16 protein-coding genes and 1 pseudogene are annotated in these 17,868 nt (G+C 71.4%); 13 read left to right on the top strand and 4 right to left on the bottom strand.

Annotated elements, in window-relative coordinates; translation table 11 throughout:
• Positions 1-61 precede the first annotated feature (61 nt).
• The 11 genes and pseudogenes from NV348_RS23030 to NV348_RS22980 all read left to right on the top strand — a co-directional run.
• Positions 62-952, top strand: a pseudogene (locus NV348_RS23030) (ATP-grasp domain-containing protein); the annotation flags it as partial.
• 185 nt (positions 953-1,137) lie between these two features.
• Positions 1,138-1,311: a hypothetical protein gene (locus tag NV348_RS23025; protein WP_447148758.1), complete on the top strand. Its 174-nt coding sequence runs from the start codon at positions 1,138-1,140 to the stop codon at positions 1,309-1,311.
• The gene (locus tag NV348_RS23020) at positions 1,308-2,132 is read left to right on the top strand and encodes a hypothetical protein (RefSeq protein WP_447148757.1); all 825 of its coding nucleotides are present in this window, start codon (positions 1,308-1,310) and stop codon (positions 2,130-2,132) included. The genes NV348_RS23025 and NV348_RS23020 overlap by 4 nt, the downstream gene beginning before the upstream one ends.
• Positions 2,129-3,169: a PLP-dependent cysteine synthase family protein gene (locus NV348_RS23015; RefSeq protein ID WP_447148756.1), complete on the top strand. Its 1,041-nt coding sequence runs from the start codon at positions 2,129-2,131 to the stop codon at positions 3,167-3,169. Before NV348_RS23020 ends, NV348_RS23015 begins: the two co-directional genes overlap by 4 nt.
• A 64-nt stretch (positions 3,170-3,233) precedes the next feature.
• Positions 3,234-4,625, top strand: a complete 1,392-nt coding sequence (locus NV348_RS23010) for an MFS transporter (protein WP_447148755.1) — start codon at positions 3,234-3,236, stop codon at positions 4,623-4,625.
• Positions 4,622-5,566 carry a GHMP family kinase ATP-binding protein gene (locus NV348_RS23005; RefSeq protein WP_447148754.1) on the top strand — a complete coding sequence of 315 codons (945 nt, stop codon included), beginning with the start codon at positions 4,622-4,624 and terminating at the stop codon, positions 5,564-5,566. Before NV348_RS23010 ends, NV348_RS23005 begins: the two co-directional genes overlap by 4 nt.
• The gene (locus tag NV348_RS23000; protein ID WP_447148753.1) at positions 5,563-6,564 is read left to right on the top strand and encodes an ABC transporter ATP-binding protein; all 1,002 of its coding nucleotides are present in this window, start codon (positions 5,563-5,565) and stop codon (positions 6,562-6,564) included. Before NV348_RS23005 ends, NV348_RS23000 begins: the two co-directional genes overlap by 4 nt.
• Positions 6,561-7,649, top strand: a complete 1,089-nt coding sequence (locus NV348_RS22995) for a FecCD family ABC transporter permease (RefSeq protein ID WP_447148752.1) — start codon at positions 6,561-6,563, stop codon at positions 7,647-7,649. Before NV348_RS23000 ends, NV348_RS22995 begins: the two co-directional genes overlap by 4 nt.
• Positions 7,650-7,682: 33 nt before the next feature.
• Positions 7,683-8,660, top strand: coding sequence for an ABC transporter substrate-binding protein (locus NV348_RS22990; protein ID WP_447148751.1), 978 nt, complete (start codon positions 7,683-7,685; stop codon positions 8,658-8,660).
• Positions 8,657-9,211 (top strand): GNAT family N-acetyltransferase, encoded by a 555-nt coding sequence (locus tag NV348_RS22985; protein ID WP_447148750.1) that lies wholly within the window; start codon positions 8,657-8,659, stop codon positions 9,209-9,211. Before NV348_RS22990 ends, NV348_RS22985 begins: the two co-directional genes overlap by 4 nt.
• Positions 9,212-9,292: 81 nt before the next feature.
• Positions 9,293-10,807 (top strand): AIM24 family protein, encoded by a 1,515-nt coding sequence (locus NV348_RS22980; RefSeq protein ID WP_447148749.1) that lies wholly within the window; start codon positions 9,293-9,295, stop codon positions 10,805-10,807.
• A gap of 7 nt (positions 10,808-10,814) precedes the next feature.
• Here the strand turns inward: NV348_RS22980 and NV348_RS22975 are convergent, their stop codons facing one another.
• Together NV348_RS22975 and NV348_RS22970 are read right to left on the bottom strand one after the other, a co-directional pair.
• Positions 10,815-12,065, bottom strand: a complete 1,251-nt coding sequence (locus NV348_RS22975) for a hypothetical protein (RefSeq protein ID WP_447148748.1) — start codon at positions 12,063-12,065, stop codon at positions 10,815-10,817.
• Positions 12,066-12,130: 65 nt separating this feature from the next.
• Positions 12,131-13,483 (bottom strand): hypothetical protein, encoded by a 1,353-nt coding sequence (locus NV348_RS22970; RefSeq protein ID WP_447148747.1) that lies wholly within the window; start codon positions 13,481-13,483, stop codon positions 12,131-12,133.
• Between the two features lie 420 nt (positions 13,484-13,903).
• Here NV348_RS22970 and NV348_RS22965 point away from each other — a divergent pair, with 420 nt between their 5' ends.
• The gene (locus tag NV348_RS22965) at positions 13,904-15,049 is read left to right on the top strand and encodes an acyl-CoA dehydrogenase family protein (RefSeq protein ID WP_447148746.1); all 1,146 of its coding nucleotides are present in this window, start codon (positions 13,904-13,906) and stop codon (positions 15,047-15,049) included.
• A gap of 235 nt (positions 15,050-15,284) precedes the next feature.
• A complete protein-coding gene (locus NV348_RS22960) occupies positions 15,285-15,740 on the top strand; it encodes a DUF4254 domain-containing protein (RefSeq protein ID WP_447148745.1) in 456 nt (151 codons plus the stop codon).
• A 593-nt stretch (positions 15,741-16,333) separates the two neighbouring features.
• On the opposite strand, the gene NV348_RS22955 is transcribed toward NV348_RS22960, so the two are convergent.
• Together NV348_RS22955 and NV348_RS22950 are read right to left on the bottom strand one after the other, a co-directional pair.
• The gene (locus NV348_RS22955) at positions 16,334-16,846 is read right to left on the bottom strand and encodes an Rv3235 family protein (protein WP_447148744.1); all 513 of its coding nucleotides are present in this window, start codon (positions 16,844-16,846) and stop codon (positions 16,334-16,336) included.
• Positions 16,847-16,930: 84 nt separating this feature from the next.
• Entirely contained in the window at positions 16,931-17,770 is an 840-nt protein-coding gene (locus NV348_RS22950) for a DUF72 domain-containing protein (protein WP_447148743.1), read from the bottom strand.
• Between the last annotated feature and the right edge of the window lie 98 nt (positions 17,771-17,868).

Raw genomic sequence — 17,868 nt, 5'->3', positions numbered from 1 at the left:
ACGATAATGGTTATCATTAGCACCTTGCTCGAGGCTGGGAGGCTACGTGGGACATCTGCTGATGGTGGAGAGTTGGGTCGGCTCGATGAGCACCCTGCTACCGGCGGGAATCAGGGACACCGGACACAGATTCAGCTTCCTGACCAGGGACCTCGCGCACTATCTCCGGCCGGGAACGCCCTCGCCGCACCCCCTGCTCGCCGCGGACAACGTGTTCACCGCCGAGACCAACGACGAGGCCGCGCTGCTGCCCTACGTGCGGAAACTGCACGAGGTCTTCGGTTTCGACGGCGTGCTCACCTCCTGCGACTACTACCTGCCGACGGTCGCCGCGATCGCCGCCGATCTCGGTCTGCCCGGCGCGGGCCGCACCGCCGTCGCCGACGCGTGCGACAAGTACCGGACCAGGCAGATCTGCCGGGCCGCCGGTGTCGCGGGGCCCGCCTTCGAGATCGCGCGGGACTGGGACGAGATCGCCGGCGCGGCTACGGGTCTCGGCTATCCGCTGGTGGTGAAGCCGGTCGATCTGTGCGGTGGGATGTTCGTGCGCCGGGTCGAAAACGAGACCGAACTGCGTGCCGCGGTGGACCGGATCGCCGGGTTCCCGGTGAACGCGCGCGGCCAGCGCCGCTCACCGCGAGTGCTGCTCGAAGAGTGTGTGGACGGACCGGAATTCAGCGTCGAAACGGTGACCGTGGGTGGCCACACGACGGTGATCGGGGTGACCGACAAGCAGCTCACCGGCGCGCCCGCGTTCATCGAATCGGGTCACATGTTCCCCGCCGCGCTGCCGGCGGCCGAGACGGATGCCGTCGTCGCACTCGCGCGGGCGGCCGTCGCCGCGCTGGGTCTGGACGCGACCGTCGCGCACACCGAGATCAAGCTCGGCGCGGATGGCCCGCGCCTGATCGAGGTGAATCCGCGGCCCGCGGGCAACCGGATCACCGAACTCATCCGGCACGTCACCGGAATCGACTTGGCCGCGACGTATGCCGAGGTCGCCGCGGGCAAAATCCCGGATCTGACGCCGCGCCGTACCGAGGTCGCGAGCGCGGCCGTCGCGTTCGCCGTACCCACCGGGACCGGTGTGCTCGGCGCGTCGACGGCACGCAGCACTGGGCCGAGCACCCCCGGATCGTGGAGTACACCCTCGCGGCACCCGGCGCGCAGGTGCGGCCCGCGACCGACAACAACAGCTACCTCGGGCATGTCATGGTCACCGACGCGGCGCCGGGTGGCGCGGGTGAGCTGGCGCGAAAACTGATCGGGGACCTGCGTTTCGAGCTCGCCGCACCGGGCGGTGCGGCATGACCGTCGCCGCCTGTCCCACCTCGGTCGCCGAACTCACCGAATGGGCGCGCACGGGTCTGCTCGGGCCCGACGCCGTGTCTCTGCACGCCTCGACCGCGTTCCGCACCACCTACGGCACCCGGCACGCGGGCCGGACGCGGAGCTACCGCAACGAGGTGCTCAGCATCCGGCTCGGCGCCGCCGTCGGCTCGTGCGGGCTCGAACCCGGCACGGCCACCGCCGAACTCGTCGACGACTGCGTCGCCGCCTCGCTCGCCGAGCTGCTCACGCATCCGCGCGCCGAGGTCAGGATCGCCGCGCTGGACGCCTACCTGATGCATGCGCGGCCGCATCCGCACGCGGCGGGCGCGACGGGTGAACCGGTGGTGATCGACGGGCCGACCTCGCTGACGAAATCACGTCGCCGGGCCGCGGCCGTGGTCGATCTGCTGCCCGCCGGGGTCGGCCGGGTGCTGGTAGTCGGGGTGGTCGGCTCGCTGCTGGCCGAACTACGGGCGCGGGCGATCGAGTATCTGCCGTGTGATCTGGCGGGCGGCGTCACCGAGTGGGGCGAGCCCGTGTACGCGTCCGTCGCGGCGGCGCCGTCGGACTACGACGCCCTGCTGGTCACCGGAATGACCCTGGGCAACAGCAGTTTCGACACGTTGCGTGGCATCGCGCTCGCGCGCGATCTCCCGCTGGCGATGTTCGCCCAGACCGGGAGCGCGGTGCTGCCGTGGTTCCTCGGCGCCGGCGTGCACGCGATCTCGGCCGAGCCCTACCCGTTCTTCTCCCTCGACGGCGGACCGAGCACCGTCGTCACCTATCGAGAGCGCTCATGACCACACCGCAGCCCGCCCTGCTCCAGCTGATCGGCGGTACGCCCGCCGTGCCGATCCGCACCGAAAACAGCTGGTACACGGCGAAACTCGAAGCCGCGAGCATCGCGGGCATGAAGGCCCGCGCGGCCGTGTCGATGCTGCGGGCCGCCGCGGCCCGCGGCGAGCTCGCGCCGGGCGCGACCATCATCGAGTCCACCAGCGGCACCCTGGGCCTGGGGCTGGCGCTGGCGGGCAAGGCACTCGGGCATCCGGTCCTGCTGGTGGTCGACGACGAGCTGGAACCCGAACTGCGCGCGCTGTTCTCGGCTTTCGGGATCGCGCTCGACGTCGTCGGCACCCCGCACCCGACCGGCGGCTGGCAGCGCGCCCGGCTGGACCGGCTCGCCGAACTGCTCGCCGCGACGCCGGGCGCGTACTGGCCCGACCAGTACGACAACCCCGACAACGCGGACGGCTACCGGGCGATGGGCGAGGAGATCCTCGACCAGGTCGACACCGTCGACGTGCTCGTGGCCTCGATCGGCTCGGGTGGACACTGCGCCGGTCTCACCCGGGTGCTGCGCACCCGGTGGCCCCGGCTGCGGGTGATCGGGGTGGACGCAGTCGGTTCCCGGATCTTCGGCCAGCCCGATCGGCGCAGGCTCATGCGTGGTCTCGGCAGCAGCATCCTGCCCCGCAATGTGGCCTACGCCGACTTCGACGAGGTGCACTGGGTGGGGGCGCGCGAAGCGGTCGCGTCGTGCCGCAGGCTCGCGGCCTCGACCGGGATCGCGGGCGGCTGGAGCACGGGCGCCGCCGCGCTGGTCGCGGGCTGGGCGGCCGAGCGCGCACCGCAAGCCCGGGTACTCACGGTGTTCCCCGACGGACCGCACCGCTACCTGCGCACCATCTACGACGACGCCTGGTGCCACGCCAACGACCTGCTCGGCGCGCACGCACACGCACCGACGGAGCTCGCCTCGCCTACCGGGTCAGAAGTGACCGGCTGGGGCCGATGCGCGGTCGTCCGCGATCCCGCGGCAGAGGTGACGGCGTGACCCGGATCGTCGGCAGTGTCACCGGGACAACGATTTTCCAGCCGGATGTCGTGAGGGCCGCCGGATGAGCGGGCTCGCGACCTTCCGCACGATGCCGGGCGCCGTGCGACTGCTGTTGGTGAACCACCTCGTCGGACACATCGGCTTCTACCTGCTGGTGCCGTTCCTGGCGGAATATCTCCTCGACGACCTCGCGCTGTCGGCGGCGGTGGTCGGGGTGGTGCTCGGGGTCCGCAACCTCAGCCAGCAGGGCCTGTTCCTGGTCGGCGGGTCGGCGGCGGACCGGCTCGACGCCCGTGGCGTGATCATGACCGGACTCGCCGTCCGGGCGCTCGGCTTCGCACTGTTCGCCGTCGGCGGGTCGCTGCCGGTGGTACTGGCGGCATCGGTGCTCACGGGTTTCGCCGGGGCGCTGTTCAATCCGGCGGTCCGGGCCTTCATCACCCGCGACAGCGGCGCCCGCTCGGCGCAGGCGTTCGCGCTGTTCAACGTGTTCGGCAACGCGGGCTCCGCGATCGGTCCGGTGCTCGGCACGGTATTGATCGCGGCGGGCTTCCGGCTGTCCGCGCTGGTCGCGGCGTCGATCTTCGCGGTGCTCGCGGTGGTGCAGTGGCTGCTGCTCCCTGCCCGTCCGGTGCCACGGCACGACGGTGGGGTCGGGGCCGACTTCGCGACGGTGTTCACCGATCGACGGTTCTGGGCGTTCACCCTCGCCGTGATGCCGATGTTCGCGCTCCAGAGCCAGATCTATTTCGTGTTCACCCTGCAGGCGCAGGACAGCGCTGGGCCTGGGCACGGTCCCGCCGCGGTCGCCGCGCTGTTCGTAGTGGAGACGATCGCGGTGGTGGCGTTGCAGGTGCGGGTCACCACGGTGCTGGCGCGCCGACCGCATCGCGGGCCCGCGATGGCGCTCGGCATGGCGATCATGGGTGCGTCGTTCCTGCTGCCGCCCGCCGTGGCGGGACTCGTCGCGGCGGCGGGTGATGGTCTGGCGGGCACCGTGATCCGGGTCGCTCCCGTGGTGGCGGCCGCGGTACTGCTGGCGCTCGGCGTGACGGCGGTGCAGCCGTTCGTGAACGAGGCGATCGGTCGTTTCGCCGGGAATCGGCTGACCGGCACGTACTTCGGCGCGTTCTATCTGGCGTCGGGGGTGTTCACGGTCGTGGCCACCTCGGTGACCGGTGCGGTGCTCGATCGCGCCGGTGGACCGCTGACCTGGCCGCCCGCGGTGCTCTGCGCCTCGGCCGGATTGCTGTCGGCGCTCGCCCTCCTGCGACTCCACCATCGCCACGTACTGCCCGGCCCCGGCGCGGAGACCACCGAGCCCGGAACCGCCTCTCCGGCTCCCCCGGCGTGCACGCAAGGCACCACCGGGACCGGCGCCCCTGGCCGAGCCCCGGCGGCAACAGCACCCACCAGCGGCGACGCTCCTGGCGAAAGGCGGTGCAACCGATGACCACCGACCTCACCGCGTCCGGGATCGGCGTCGGGCGCGCCTACGGCAGCTGCGGGGAACTCCTGCAAGGCGTCACCACGCGGGATCGGCACTTCCTGGTCACCCTGCCGATCCGGCGCGGCTCCGTGGCCGTCTTCGAACCCGGTGGCGACGGCATCACCGTGGTGCCGGAACAGAAGTCGAAGGCGCGCCGGCTGGCGAGCGCGATGGTCGCCCGGTCGCGCGTGCTGCGCGGCGGACGGCTGACGCTGCACAGCGAATTGCCCGAAGGCAAGGGATTGGCCAGTTCCACCGCCGACCTCGTCGCCACCGCCCGCGCGGTCGCCGACGCCGAGAGCCGCACCGTGCCCGTCGACGAGCTCGAGGCCGACCTGCGCGCCATCGAACCCTCCGACGGCGTCATGTACCCGGGCACCGTCGCCTACTTCCATCGCGAGGTCAGGCTGCTCGCCCGGCTCGGCACCCTGCCGCCGCTGACGATCGTCACCGGCGACGAGGGCGGTGCGGTCGACACCGTCGAATTCAACCGTGCCGAACCGCGTTTCGGGCCGGCCGCCAAGGGCGAATACGACCGGCTGCTGAGCGAGCTCGGGGTCGCGGTCGCGCGCGGCGACCTCGCCGGGATCGGGGCCGTGGCCACCCGCAGCGCGGTGCTGAGCACGACGCTGCGCGACCGCCCCCACCTGGACGCGACGATCCGCGCGGCCCGCAGGATCGGCGCGCTCGGCGTCGTCGTCGCGCACAGCGGCACCACGACGGGAATCCTGCTGGCCGACCGCGATTCCCGGCTGCGCGAACAGGTCCTCGCCGCGCGGCGGATCTGCGACAGCTTCGCCTGCTCGGTCACGGTGCACCACTCGTGGCGGCCCGCCGTCGACACCCAGCCACGCGAACGCGCCCACCCCTCGTCCCACTCCCGAGCAGAGAGCACTCCGCGATGATCACCGTCGACCAGATCCGCTTCACCTACGACGGCCGAACGACCCTCGACGGCATCACCTTCCAGGTCGAGCGGGGCGCCACCATCGGGCTGATCGGGCCCAACGGGTCCGGCAAGTCCACCCTGCTGCGGCTGATGTATCGCGCGCTGCGCCCGGCGGGCGGGACCGTCGTGATCGACACGACGCCGGTCGAACAGCTGCGCGGCCGTGCGCTCGCGAGCCGGCTCGCCGTGGTCGCCCAGGAGGCGCCGCCGGATACGCCGGTCACCGTCGCCGAGACGGTGCTGCTCGGCCGATCGCCGTGGGTCGGTGCGTTCCAGGGGTATTCACGCGCCGACCGGATCGCCGCCGCGGCCGCGCTCGAGCAGGTGGGGGCGCGAGCGCTGGCCGAGCGCCGGTTCGCGACCCTGTCCGGCGGCGAACGTCAGCGTGTCCTGATCGCCAGGGCGCTGGCCCAGCAGGCCGACCACCTGCTGCTCGACGAACCGACCAATCACCTCGATATCCGGTACCAACACGAGCTGCTCGGCCTGGTCCGCGGCCTCACCGCGACCACCACCATCGTGGTGCTGCACGAGCTGAACCTGGCCGCGCGCTACTGCGACCGGCTCGTCCTGCTCGACGGCGGCCGGGTCGCCGCCGCGGGCACCGTGTCCGAAGTCCTGACCCCGGACGTCCTCGAACCCGTCTACGGCATCCCGGTCCGGCGGACCACCGCCTTCGGCGCGATCCAACTGCTCTTCGGCCCCACCGACGAACCGACCTCCCCCGCCGACGAACCGACAACCGCAGCAACCGACCAACCTGCAGCCGCCCCGGCCAACGAACCGACAGCCGTTCCGGCCAACCAACCGGCAGCCGCCTTATCCGGCGCACCGGCGGAAGTTCCGGCCGACCCATCGGTGCAGGCGCAAGCGCCCGCAGCGGACCCCGACGACCCCCACACACCAAGGGCCGACTCGTCGTCGCCCGCGAACCGAGAGGCGGTTGCGCGATGACCGCGACGCTCACAGCCCCACCGACGGTCGACGATCTCGACCATGCCAGGCACCGGGGCCGCGCGCTCCTGCTGGCCGGTGGCCTCGCCGTCGCACTCGTGGTGACACTGCTGGTGGCCGCGGGCCTGGGGCCGGTGGCGGTGCCGCCGGGCACGGTCGCGCGGATCATCGGCCACCACACGATCGGGCACCCGGTGACCGCCGACTGGACCGCCGCGCAGGACTCCATCGTCTGGCTGGTGCGGGTGCCCCGGGTGCTGCTCGGCGCACTCGTCGGGGCGGCGCTGGCGATCACCGGCGCGGTGCTGCAGACCGTGGTGCGCAATGTGCTCGCCGATCCGCACATCCTCGGCGTCACCTCCGGCGCCTCGACCGGCGCCGCGGTGTACCTGCTGTTCGGGATCACCGCGGCGACCACGGCGACGGCCTTGGCGGCGAGCGCGTTCGCGGGCGCGCTGGCCGCCACCGCGCTGCTGTTCCTCATCGCGCGGATCAACGGGCAGCTCACCTCGCTGCGGCTGCTGCTCGGCGGGGTCACGATCGGCTACATCTTCGCCGCGGCGACCAGCTTCCTGATCTTCGCCTCCGATCGGCCCGAAGGCGCGCGGACCGTGCTGTTCTGGCTGCTCGGCTCGCTCGCGCCCGCCGCGTGGTCCTCGGTCGCGACCACGGTGGCCGTCGTCGCGGCGACCACCGTCGCGGTGCTGCTGCTGGCGCCGCGCCTGGACGCGCTGGCCGCGGGCGACGACACCGCGCGCACGCTCGGCGTCGCCCCGAACCGGATCCGGTTGTGGGCGTTGCTGATCGTCGCGCTGGCCGTCGGCGCGGTGGTGGCCGTCGCGGGGGCCATCGGCTTCGTCGGCTTGATCGTGCCGCACGTCGCCCGGCTCTGCGCGGGTGCGGCGCACCGGCAGCTGCTGGTGGTCAGCGGTCTGCTCGGGGCGTTGTTCCTGGTCGTCGCCGATGTGGCCGCGCGGACGGTGTTCGCACCGCGCGAGCTGCCCATCGGCATCGTCACCGCCGCCGTCGGCGCGCCCCTGCTGCTGGTGCTCATCCGCCGCTTGCAGGCCCCCTCCGCCTCCTGAATTCTTCGCTCCACGAAAGGAAACCCGATCACCGTGTTCTCAGGTGTCCACTCGTCGCGCCGTGCGACGCTGCCCGTTCTAGCCCTGCTCACCAGTGCCGTCGTCGCCGGTTGCGGCACACCCGCACCAGCTACCACCCCGGCCGCCGACGGCTTCCCGATGTCGATCTCCAGCTGCGGCCGCGAGGTCACCTTCACCGCGCCGCCGCAGCGCGTCGTCACCGTCGGGTCCATCGCCGCACCGCTGATCGCCGCGGCGGGCGCGGCCGACCGCATCGTCACCCGCACCTTCGAAGCCGCCGCCTTCCCCGGCGAATACGGCGATCGGCTGCACGGCATCGAGATCACCGCGCCCACCGCGGAACTCGCGCGCGAGGAGATCATCAGCCGATCCCCCGACCTGGTGGTGAGCGTCGAAGGTCTCTCGGTGACCCCGGACGACCTCGCCCAGGTGAACATCCCGCTGATCGTGACCCGTGGCTACTGCCGCGACGCGGCGGGCACCTTCGAGGACGTGTTCGCCGATATCGCGCTCTACGGCAAGCTCTTCGGCACCTCGGGTGCCGCCGACGCCGAGGTCGCCGCCCTGCAGCGCCGGGTCGACGCCGTCACCCAGCGGCATCTGGCCACCGCCACCCGTACCCCCGCCGCGGCGCTGATCATCTCCCGCGACGGCGCGCAGCTGAAGGCCTACGGAGCCAAGAGCACCGTCGACGCCCAGATGAAGATCCTCGGTCTGGACAACATCTACGGCGGCATCGACAAGCGCAACTTCGAAGCCAATACCGAGACCCTCATCGCCCGCGACCCGGCGGTGATCGTCCTGCTCACCCAGGGCGATCAGACACCCGACGCGGTCCGCACCGCACTGCGCCAGCGGCCCGAACTCGCCGGGCTGCGCGCGATCCGCGACAACCGGATCATCGTGGCGCCCTTCGGTTACACCGGACCGGGGCCGGTCGCGGTCGAGGGACTGGAAGTGCTCGACCGGGAACTGGAGCGGGTGCGATGACCACCGCGACCACCACCGGCTACCTCGTCCGGCCCGCCGGACCCGCGGATCTGCCGGGCGCGCGCAGCGTCATGCTCGACACCTTCTACCGCGTGTTCGGCATCGGCTACCTGCCCGAATACCACCAGGACGTCATCGATCCGGAGACCGCGTACCTGCGCGACCCCCGCCATCGGCTCTGGGTCGCCGAACACGACGGCGCGATCGTCGCGACCACGGCGATCCGGGCGCAGGGGCCCGCGCACCCACCGCATCCGGCCGAGCTCGCCCTGGCCTATCCGGACGCGACCACCGCGCAACTGTTCCGGGTGTACGTCCGGCCCGAACACCACCGGCGCGGGCTGGCCACCCGGCTGGTCGAAGCGGCGGTCGAGCACGTGCGAGCCACGCCGTCGTTCCAGAAGCTGTACCTGCATACCGACGCCCGGACGCCCGGCGCGCTGGAGTTCTGGCGCACCTTCGGCCGGGTCGTGCACGACGCGCGTGGCCCGCACGACGGATTCCAGACCGTGCACCTGGAAATCCCGCTGGACCGGGAACAGCCGCGCTGACAGGGGCGGCTGGCGCGGCGGCGGCGCACACGGCACTATCGAGGCCGTGGAACGATTTCGAATCGGACAAACCACCCAGTCATGGGACATGGTGTCGTGACCGCGCTGGCTCCCGGCGAGAACCGCCCCGCGCCCGGTGACGAGCTGACCGTCACCGTGGCGAGCTCGGCCTCGGTCGACGTCTCGGCCCTGTTGCTCAACAGTGCCGGCGTCGTGCGCTCCGACGCCGACTTCGTCTTCTTCAATCAACCGACCGGGCCCGGCGTCGTCTACCGGCACGGCAACGGCGGACCGGACGTGGTGCAGGTGCGGACCTCCGCGCTGCCCGCCGACGTGGACAAGGTGGTGGTGACCGCGAGCCTGGACGGGCGCGGTCCCGCCACCTTCGCCGCGGTCGGCGAGCTGACCGCCACCATCGGATCGGCCGCGGGGGCACTGACCTTCCCGATCCCCCGGCTCACCACCGAGAGCGGTGTCGTGTGTGTGGAGATCTACCGGCGCGGTGACGCGTGGAAGGTCAGGGCGATCGGGCAGGGCTACGACGACGGGCTCGCCGGGATCGCCTCGGCGTTCGGGGTGAACCTCGACGACGAACCCGCCCCCACTCCGCCGCCCACGCCCGCGCCCGCCCAGAGCGTCCCGCCCGCCTACCCTCAGGCCGCGCCACCCGCCTACCCTCAGGCCGCGCCACCCGCCTACCCGCAGAGCGCGCCACCCGTCTACCCCCAGGGCGCGCCGCCTGCGTTCCCCCCGGGCGCGCCGACCGTGGCCTTCCCGCCCGGTCAGCCAGCACCCGCACCGACACCACCGCCGTATCCGGGGACTCCCGCCCAGCAGTCTCCGTTCCCTTCCCCGCAAGGAGCCCAGCCCGTGCACAGCGACCTGTTCGACCCCTCGCACGCCGAGGTCACCGGCCTCGGGATCCAGAAGCAGGGCGGCAAGATGATCAAGGTCGGCCTCAACGGCGAGGTGATGGCCCGCGCCGGCTCGATGGTGGCCTACCAGGGCGACCTCCAGTTCCAGGCGCTCGGCTCCGGCGGGATCGGCCGCGCCATCCGGCAGCACCTCACCGGTGAGGGCGTGCCGCTGATGAAGGTGACCGGCCGCGGCGATCTGTTCGTAGCCAACAGCGCCGCCGACGTGCACATCATCGACCTCGACGGCACCGACGGTCTCACCATCAACGGCGCCAACGTGCTCGCTTTCGACTCGACCCTGCGCTACGACATCGGCCGGGTCCAGGGCGCCGCGGGCTACGCGTCCAACGCGGGCCTGTTCAACTGCGTGTTCACCGGCCGGGGCCGCATCGCCATCACGACCCACGGCACCCCGGTGGTCCTCACCGTCGACCAGGCCACCTACGCCGACCCCAATGCCGCGGTCGCCTGGTCGTCGAGCCTGCAGACCGGGATCAAGCGCAACGACTCGTTCGGCCTCGGCAGGTTGATGGGCCGCAGTACGGGTGAGGCGAGCACGCTGTCGTTCACCGGGCGCGGCTTCGTCATCGTGCAGCCCTCGGAGCTGCCACCCGGCGGTTTCATCGGCGGCACCGGCGGCGGCCAGCAGGCGGGTCAGTCCGGCGGCCTCTTCGGCTGACCGCCGGCTATCCGGGGTCGGCGGTCTCGCGCTGCCGCCACCGGACCAGTAGCGCGCAACCGACGATCACCGCGGTTGCCGCGGCCAGCGGCAACTCGGTGCGCGCGGCGACCGCGTAGGTGTCGGGCGCGTACGCGGTCCAGCCCAGCTCGAGGTCGGCTGCCCAGGTGGCCCGGCTGTTCTCGAACAGCCGGGCCACCACGGGCAGCACCGACAGCCCGATGACCGTCATCGGCGAGACCGGCAGACAGGCGCCGACGGCGAATCCGATCGCGGCGGGCAGCACGAACCGGAAAGCGAGTTCGGCGACCGCCGAGCCGACGGTCAGCACCGACACCAGACCGCTCAGCGTCACCAGCGCGCACAGCCCGATCCCGGCCACCGGTACCCGCCACACCGTGCCGACCAGCGCGCCCAGCGCCAGCACGCCGATCTGGATCGACAGGCCGACCCGATCCGGTCCGATGCCGACCACCGGATCGACGGCGATCGCGGCCGAGATCGCCAATATCGTCAGCACATAGACGGCCTCGACCCGCGGCAGCCACAGGCTCACCCCGACCACCCCGGCGACCGCCACCACGGCGACCGTCACCGACGGATTGCCCGGCAGCACGCCCACCACCCAGATCAGCGCACCGGCGCCGAGCGGAACAGCGGCCCCGACGGCCACCGCGCGTCCGGGCAAGACCGGCTCGATCCGCTCCCGGCCTACCACGAAGCCCGCCGCCAGCAACGCGAGCACGGCGGCGACGAGCAACGGCCAGCTGTCGGGCAGGTCGGGGACGGTGCGCGAGGTCAGGTAGTCGGCATACCGCCGGGGCAGCTCGACGCTCGCATCGATCCGCGCGCCGTACAGCACCGCGATCATCGATCCGACGACGAACCAGGTCTGCCCGCCGGGCCGCAGCACCGCGGCCGCGATCAGCAGGCCTGCCCCGATGCTGCCGAGAACCCATTGCTCCGACCAGGTTCCGGCGGATTGCCGGGCGGCGATCGCGACGACCATCGCCAGCCCGGCCATGCCCGCGGCCACCGCGACGAGATACCGCGCCCGGAACCGGCCGAGCACCACGACGACCACCACCGCGACGACGGCCGCGATCACCGCGGCCGATCCCGGCCCCGACCCGAACCAGCTCGCCCGCCCGTCCCGGACGACGACGGCGAAGTTCGTCCGCGTGTGGCCGATGACGTACCCGCTGAGGTATCCGCACAGCAGACCGACCGCCCCGATGACGAACGCACGCCCGTTCATTCGCAGCACGATAGCCGCTGATTCGTGCTCGGCGAGCACGAATCAGCGGCGCGGTCGAACGGTGGTCAGGAGCCCGCGCGCTCCTTGCGGGCCTGACGGCGGGCCTCACGCATCGCGTTGAGTTCCTGTTCCAGGCTCTCGGCGATGCGGAACTGGCCGGTGTCGTAGACGTTGACCGGCTCGATCGCCTCGTAACCGAAGTTGGCCTCGGCGAAGGCCTTTTCGACACGCGCCTCGATGTCGGAGATGGTGCTCTTGCGGGCCGCGGGGACCGAGTCGGTGGACTTCACCGGCTCGGCGGGCTTGGCCGCTTCGACGGGCTTGGCCGCTTCGGCGGGCTTGGCCGCTTCGGCGGGCTTGGCCGCTTCGGCGGGCGCGGGCGCGACCGAGGGCGGCGTCACGGTCTTCTTAGCGGCGGTCTTGTCCGACCCCGGCTTGCCGATGCCGAACCGCTTGCGCTTCTCGGTGGGCTTGCCGTTGCCGTTGGCGATCGGCTCGGTGGGCGCCCAGGCGGGTTCGCGGCTGATCGGCGCGGTGGCGGCGGCTTGGTCGGCGGCGAACGCCTCGGCGCGGGCCTGACCGGTCATCGGCGGCGTGTAGGTGAGGCGCACGCCCTCGGCGGACTGCCGGTTGAGCATGTTCTCGGCCGGATCTGGCATGTCCCTGACCTGGCTGGTCGCCCGGGTGATGGCCAGCCCGTACCTGGCGCTGGCGGCGTCGTGGATGAGCAGCGCGACACCGATCATCACCGGCGCGACGGCGTGCACCGCGGCGTCGTACCAACGGCCGTCGCGCACATACGGATAGGTGTTGAGGGTGACAGTGAGGCCGAGCAGCGCGATCTCGGCCAGGGCGACCTGGCGCCGGTTGTCGATCACGCCCCACTCGGCGACTTTGTTCGTGCCGACCATGATGATGATCAGACAGACGCTGATCATCGCCTCGAGCAGGTAGCTGAACCAGTACAGCGGGTCGCTCGGGCCGCCGGGGGCGATGTTGTGCTGCACGTTCACGGCCGACCACAACATGCCGGCGCCGACGACGCCGGCCAGCGCCTTGAGCGACCACGACCGATGCCGGTACAGCGAAGCCAGCTTCGCGTGCGGGCTCGATTCGCGCCGCTGGGCGGCCATCGCCTTCCTGGCGAGCAGCAGATCTCGCATGTCGGCCTTCTCGATCGCTTCGGTGGTGCTCCTGGCCCGGTCGGAGGCCTGCGCCATCGCTTGGGTGTGCTTCCAGCGCTGTTCGCGATCCTGTTCACGGATGCGTTCGGCGAGTTCCCGCTCCGCGCGCAGCTCGTCCTCGGACAGCGCGTCGGTCAGCGCGGGATCGAATTGATAGGCGAGACGCCCACGCGCCCGTTCGACGCGCTGGGCGAGCTGGCTGACATCGTCCTCGACGGGAGACTCGATGGTCATGCCTGACCACCGCCCCGGCATCGCGAAGGCAGACGGGTGACCACACGTGTGAACGGCACACGCCATTAATAGTCCATACACCCTCCGGTGCGAAACCGATGCTCCGACACCGCTCCCCATTCCCGGCGCGCCGCGAGCGACACGCGCAGGCGGTACCGGTCGGTAGCCCGACCCCGAAAGATAATCGCCGGCTTCCGCGCGGACCACTGTTTTCGCACCATCGGTGCGTATCCGTTGTCGAACAATGTTCGCGGACAGCGCGAATCGGGCACGCGTTTTACGCCGTCAAGGTAGCGTCCGCACACCGGCCCACGCCGGAAAAAATTTCATTATTGCCACTTCGCCAATAGTGGTCCACACTATATCTGTAACCACTGGTCACCCCTGGACCAGTGCTGTGCCGAGCCGTAAGGAGACTCGATGGCCGTGAACCGGTCCAGCTGGATGAACGAGGACCTGGACGCCCTGCGCGACCTCGCCCGTGCCTTCATGGCCAAGGAACTCGTCCCGAACATCGACAAGTACCGCGAGCAGCACCACGTGGACCGGGACCTGTGGAACAAGGCGGGCGAAGTGGGCCTGCTGTGCCTGTCGATCCCGGAGGAGTACGGCGGCGGTGGCGGCACCTTCGCGCACGAGGCCATCCTGATGGAGGAGCAGGCCCGCGCCGTCGACACCTCGTGGGGCGTCAGCCTGCACAACGGCATCGTCGCCCACTACCTGCTCGCCTACGGCACCGAGGAGCAGAAGCAGCAGTGGCTGCCGAAGATGGCCAGTGGTGAGGTCGTCGGCGCGATCGCGATGACCGAGCCCGGCACCGGCTCCGACCTGCAGAGCGTCAAGGCCAAGGCCATCCGCGACGGCGACGAGTACGTCATCAACGGGTCCAAGACCTTCATCACCAACGGCGCGCAGGCCGACCTGATCATCCTGGTCGCCAAGACCGACCCCACCCAGGGCGCCTCGGGCGTCTCGCTGGTGCTGGTCGAGGCCGATCGACCCGGCTTCCGCCGCGGCCGCGTGCTCGACAAGATCGGCCAGAAGGGCCAGGACACCTCCGAGCTGTTCTTCGAGGACGTGCGCGTCCCGGTGACCAACCTGCTCGGCACCCAGGAGGGTCAGGGCTTCGTCCAGCTGATGCAGCAGCTCCCGCAGGAGCGCCTGATCGTGGCCATGGGCGCGGTCGCGGGCATGGAGATCGCCCTCGAGCACACCCTGCGCTACACCAAGGAGCGCGAGGCGTTCGGCCGCCCGGTCTTCGGATTCCAGAACACCAAGTTCAAGCTGGCCGAGGTCGCCACCGAGGCCCGCATCGCGCGCGTGTTCATCGACGACTGCGTCGAGAAGCACATCCGCGGCGAGCTCGACATCCCCACCGTCGCCATGGCGAAGTGGTGGACCACCGACCGCGCCATGCAGGTGGCCGACACCTGCCTGCAGCTGTTCGGCGGCTACGGCTACATGAACGAGTACCCGATCGCGCGGATGTGGGTCGACAACCGCGTCCAGCTGATCTACGCGGGCACCAACGAGATCATGAAGGAAATCATCGCCAGGAGCCTGTAATACTTCTGCGCACAGGTGATCTCGACCGGCCGCGAACCGCATCCACACTGCTGTTCGCGGCCGGTTTTCGCTGTTGAGCTGCCATTTCGTGACCTATCCGGACCTGCGGCCGAGACGAATGTCCTTCGGAAGCGGTACGTACGAGGGCGACGAGGACGGTGCGGCAACAGTGGACACGGACGGCGGTTCATCGGGAACACCCGGACAGGAACCGGTACTGCCGGACCGTGCACACATGATGCAGGCGGTCTGCGGGTTCGCCGGCGACGGCGACCCGGTCCTGCGCGCCGCGCACGAACTGGCCGGCCTGCACGAACGCCGCGAACAGCTCGCGCCGGGCGACACGAGCGAGATCGACTGGGAGCGGGCACGTCTGGTCTGCGAGATCGACCGGTGGGTGGTCATGCGCTCCCCCAGGCCCGCGACGACGGCGCCGATGCATACCGAGAGCATCGGCGCCGTCGTCGATCGGATGGCCCATTTCGCCGCGCTCACCTACCGCGCGCTGGCCTGCGGCGCCGAGCCCGAACTGCGCGCCGCCCAGCTGCGGCTGCACGAACTGGCTTGCGGCTACGACGATCTCATCGTCGAGGTGGCCAACGGCGCGCGCAGGCTGCCCGACGGTCCCGACGGTGACGCACCGGAAAGCGGTGGCGCACAACCAAGCCGGAACCGCCCACGCACCGAATAACAATCGGTGCGCTGCCCGAAACCGGCCACGGAACCGGCGCACCACAGCACCACGGCCGCGCCAGGGTTCACACCCACCCTCCCCCAGGTCCGGCGCGGCAGGCGGACCCCGTTCTTCGGGCGGCGGGGACCGTTCCAACTGCGCCGATGTCGCCACGACCACGGTGGCCGCCGGCCACAACACCGTCCACGCGAGTCCGAGCCGACACCCGAACCGTCCCCAGTCGGCGGCGAACGGAGCTCGACGCACTGGCTCCTCGTCTGCCAGCCGCCCGGCTCGTCAACGCGGCTTCCGCCCCCTGAGCCCACCGGCATCGTGCGACCGCGGCGGGGCAGGCCGCTGCGGACCATCGCGCTAGCCGATGACCTGTCCTGGACGAGTGCCGTACGCCTCGACACCGAAGGCAGACGGGCGGATCGCCAGCGCAGCTGACGCACCCGCACGAGATCCAGCCACCACGCGCCGACGCACCTGAGCGAGATCCAGCCACCGCGCAGCTGACGCACCCGCGCAAGATGCTTGGCCGCGGCGCCCGAGCGGCCGACGCGCACTGGACAATCCGGGTGGTCCCGGAGCCCAGCGCGCGCCGGGCCTCAGAACAGCCGCAGCGCCACCAATCGCCAACGGTCCCTGGCTGATTCGATGCGGCCCGCGACGGCGAAGGTGCGGCCGCCGCGCTGGTAGGAGGCGAAGATCTCGGCGCCGCCGGGATCGGTGGTGGTCACCCGCACGCGCGTCAGGGCGGCGGCGCCGAGCTCGCGGCCGGGCACGAGGTCCTGGGTGAGCATCGTGCGCACCGCCGCCAGCACGAGCGGATCGGTCACGGAGCGCAATTGGTCGACCTGCCTGCGCCGGTCGACGACCTCGAGTACGAGCCGCACCACCTGCTCGGCGAAACGCTCTGCCCCGATGGCGGATTCGGCGCCGCCACGGGCGCCCTGCACACACGCCGCGCGCACCGCCCGGCGCACCCCGTACGGCGCGCCGCCGGTATCTCGGCGGCGCGGGACGGAAACCCGGTGCGGCACACGAACATCGGCCCCCTGATCGGCGAGCCCCGGCTCGCAGTGCGGCGCCCGCGACAACGACAGTCGATCCGTAGACATCACTCGTCCCCTTCGAGTCCGCCCACCCACTCCCCAGTGCTGGCGCACAGCATGCCACGAGGGTCCGACAGGTGTGCGCGGAATTCAGAACAGGGTCATCGGCCCGTCGGGCGCGGGCATCGGCTGCGGCGGAAGTCCGGGCACGACGGCGCCGACCGTGTCGTGGAAGCGCCGGGCCAGCCCGCGGGCGGCGGCGTTGTCGGGCGTGTGCACGAAGACCGTCGGCGAGCGGCCCTCGCGCAGCCACTCCGCGACGGTCTCGACCCACGGCTGCCAGCCCGCCACGGTGCGCGCTTCGTCGGCGCGACCGTGATAGCGCACGATCGGGTACTCCGTCAGTGCCCGCATCCGCCGCGGCACCCGGGGCTTCTTGGCCCGCGCCTCGTACTCCGACGGGTCGCCGGGCGGTCCGTCGAACAACACCGTGGTGTCGAAGGGCACCCATTCCGCGCCGATCCGGCCCAGCACCCGTTCCAGCTGCACCGCCGCCCGCTCGTCGGTGAAGAACGCCGGATGCCGCACCTCCACCGCACAGCGCAGTCCGCCGGGCAGCTCACGCTGGAACCGGGCCAGCGCGCCCAGATCGGTGGGCCCGAACGACGCGGGCAGCTGGATCCACAGCGCGTGCACGCGCGACGCCAGCGGCGCCATCACGTCCAGGAAGGCCCACAGCTCGCCCTGCGCGTCGACGAGCCTGCGCTCGTGGGTGACGGCGCGCGGCGGCTTGAGCACGAACCGGAAGTCCGGGGCGGTCTGCCGGACCCACGACTCGACGGTCGCGGCCGACGGGGTCGCGTAGAAGGTGGTGTTGCCCTCGACGGCGCCGCAGTACCCCGCGTAGGTGCGCAGCCGCTCCCCCCGGCGCGAGCTGGCGCTGCTGCCACTGTGGGTGCTGCCACATCGCACACCCGACCCGCAGCTCACGCACAGGCCGACCGTAGTACAGCGATCGGCCGCGCCTAAAATGAGACCGGTTGCCACCACTCGCCCCGTGAGCGTGCCCCGGTGCGCGCACGACGGAA

Source organism: Nocardia fodinahabitans (assembly GCF_052983615.1).
Note: the sequence above shows the minus strand (reverse complement) of the source record. Positions and strands in the feature narration are given on the sequence as shown.

Bases quoted from the DNA above. Each gene is read 5' to 3' on its own strand.
- NV348_RS23020 (WP_447148757.1), top strand. From the start codon at position 1,308: ATGACCGTCGCCGCCTGTCCCACCTCGGTCGCCGAACTCACCGAATGG.
- NV348_RS23015 (WP_447148756.1), top strand. From the start codon at position 2,129: ATGACCACACCGCAGCCCGCCCTGCTCCAGCTGATCGGCGGTACGCCC.
- NV348_RS23010 (WP_447148755.1), top strand. From the start codon at position 3,234: ATGAGCGGGCTCGCGACCTTCCGCACGATGCCGGGCGCCGTGCGACTG.
- NV348_RS23005 (WP_447148754.1), top strand. From the start codon at position 4,622: ATGACCACCGACCTCACCGCGTCCGGGATCGGCGTCGGGCGCGCCTAC.
- NV348_RS23000 (WP_447148753.1), top strand. From the start codon at position 5,563: ATGATCACCGTCGACCAGATCCGCTTCACCTACGACGGCCGAACGACC.
- NV348_RS22995 (WP_447148752.1), top strand. From the start codon at position 6,561: ATGACCGCGACGCTCACAGCCCCACCGACGGTCGACGATCTCGACCAT.
- NV348_RS22985 (WP_447148750.1), top strand. From the start codon at position 8,657: ATGACCACCGCGACCACCACCGGCTACCTCGTCCGGCCCGCCGGACCC.
- NV348_RS22980 (WP_447148749.1), top strand. From the start codon at position 9,293: ATGGGACATGGTGTCGTGACCGCGCTGGCTCCCGGCGAGAACCGCCCC.
- NV348_RS22975 (WP_447148748.1), bottom strand. From the start codon at position 12,065: ATGAACGGGCGTGCGTTCGTCATCGGGGCGGTCGGTCTGCTGTGCGGA.
- NV348_RS22970 (WP_447148747.1), bottom strand. From the start codon at position 13,483: ATGACCATCGAGTCTCCCGTCGAGGACGATGTCAGCCAGCTCGCCCAG.
- NV348_RS22965 (WP_447148746.1), top strand. From the start codon at position 13,904: ATGGCCGTGAACCGGTCCAGCTGGATGAACGAGGACCTGGACGCCCTG.
- NV348_RS22960 (WP_447148745.1), top strand. From the start codon at position 15,285: ATGATGCAGGCGGTCTGCGGGTTCGCCGGCGACGGCGACCCGGTCCTG.
- NV348_RS22955 (WP_447148744.1), bottom strand. From the start codon at position 16,846: ATGTCTACGGATCGACTGTCGTTGTCGCGGGCGCCGCACTGCGAGCCG.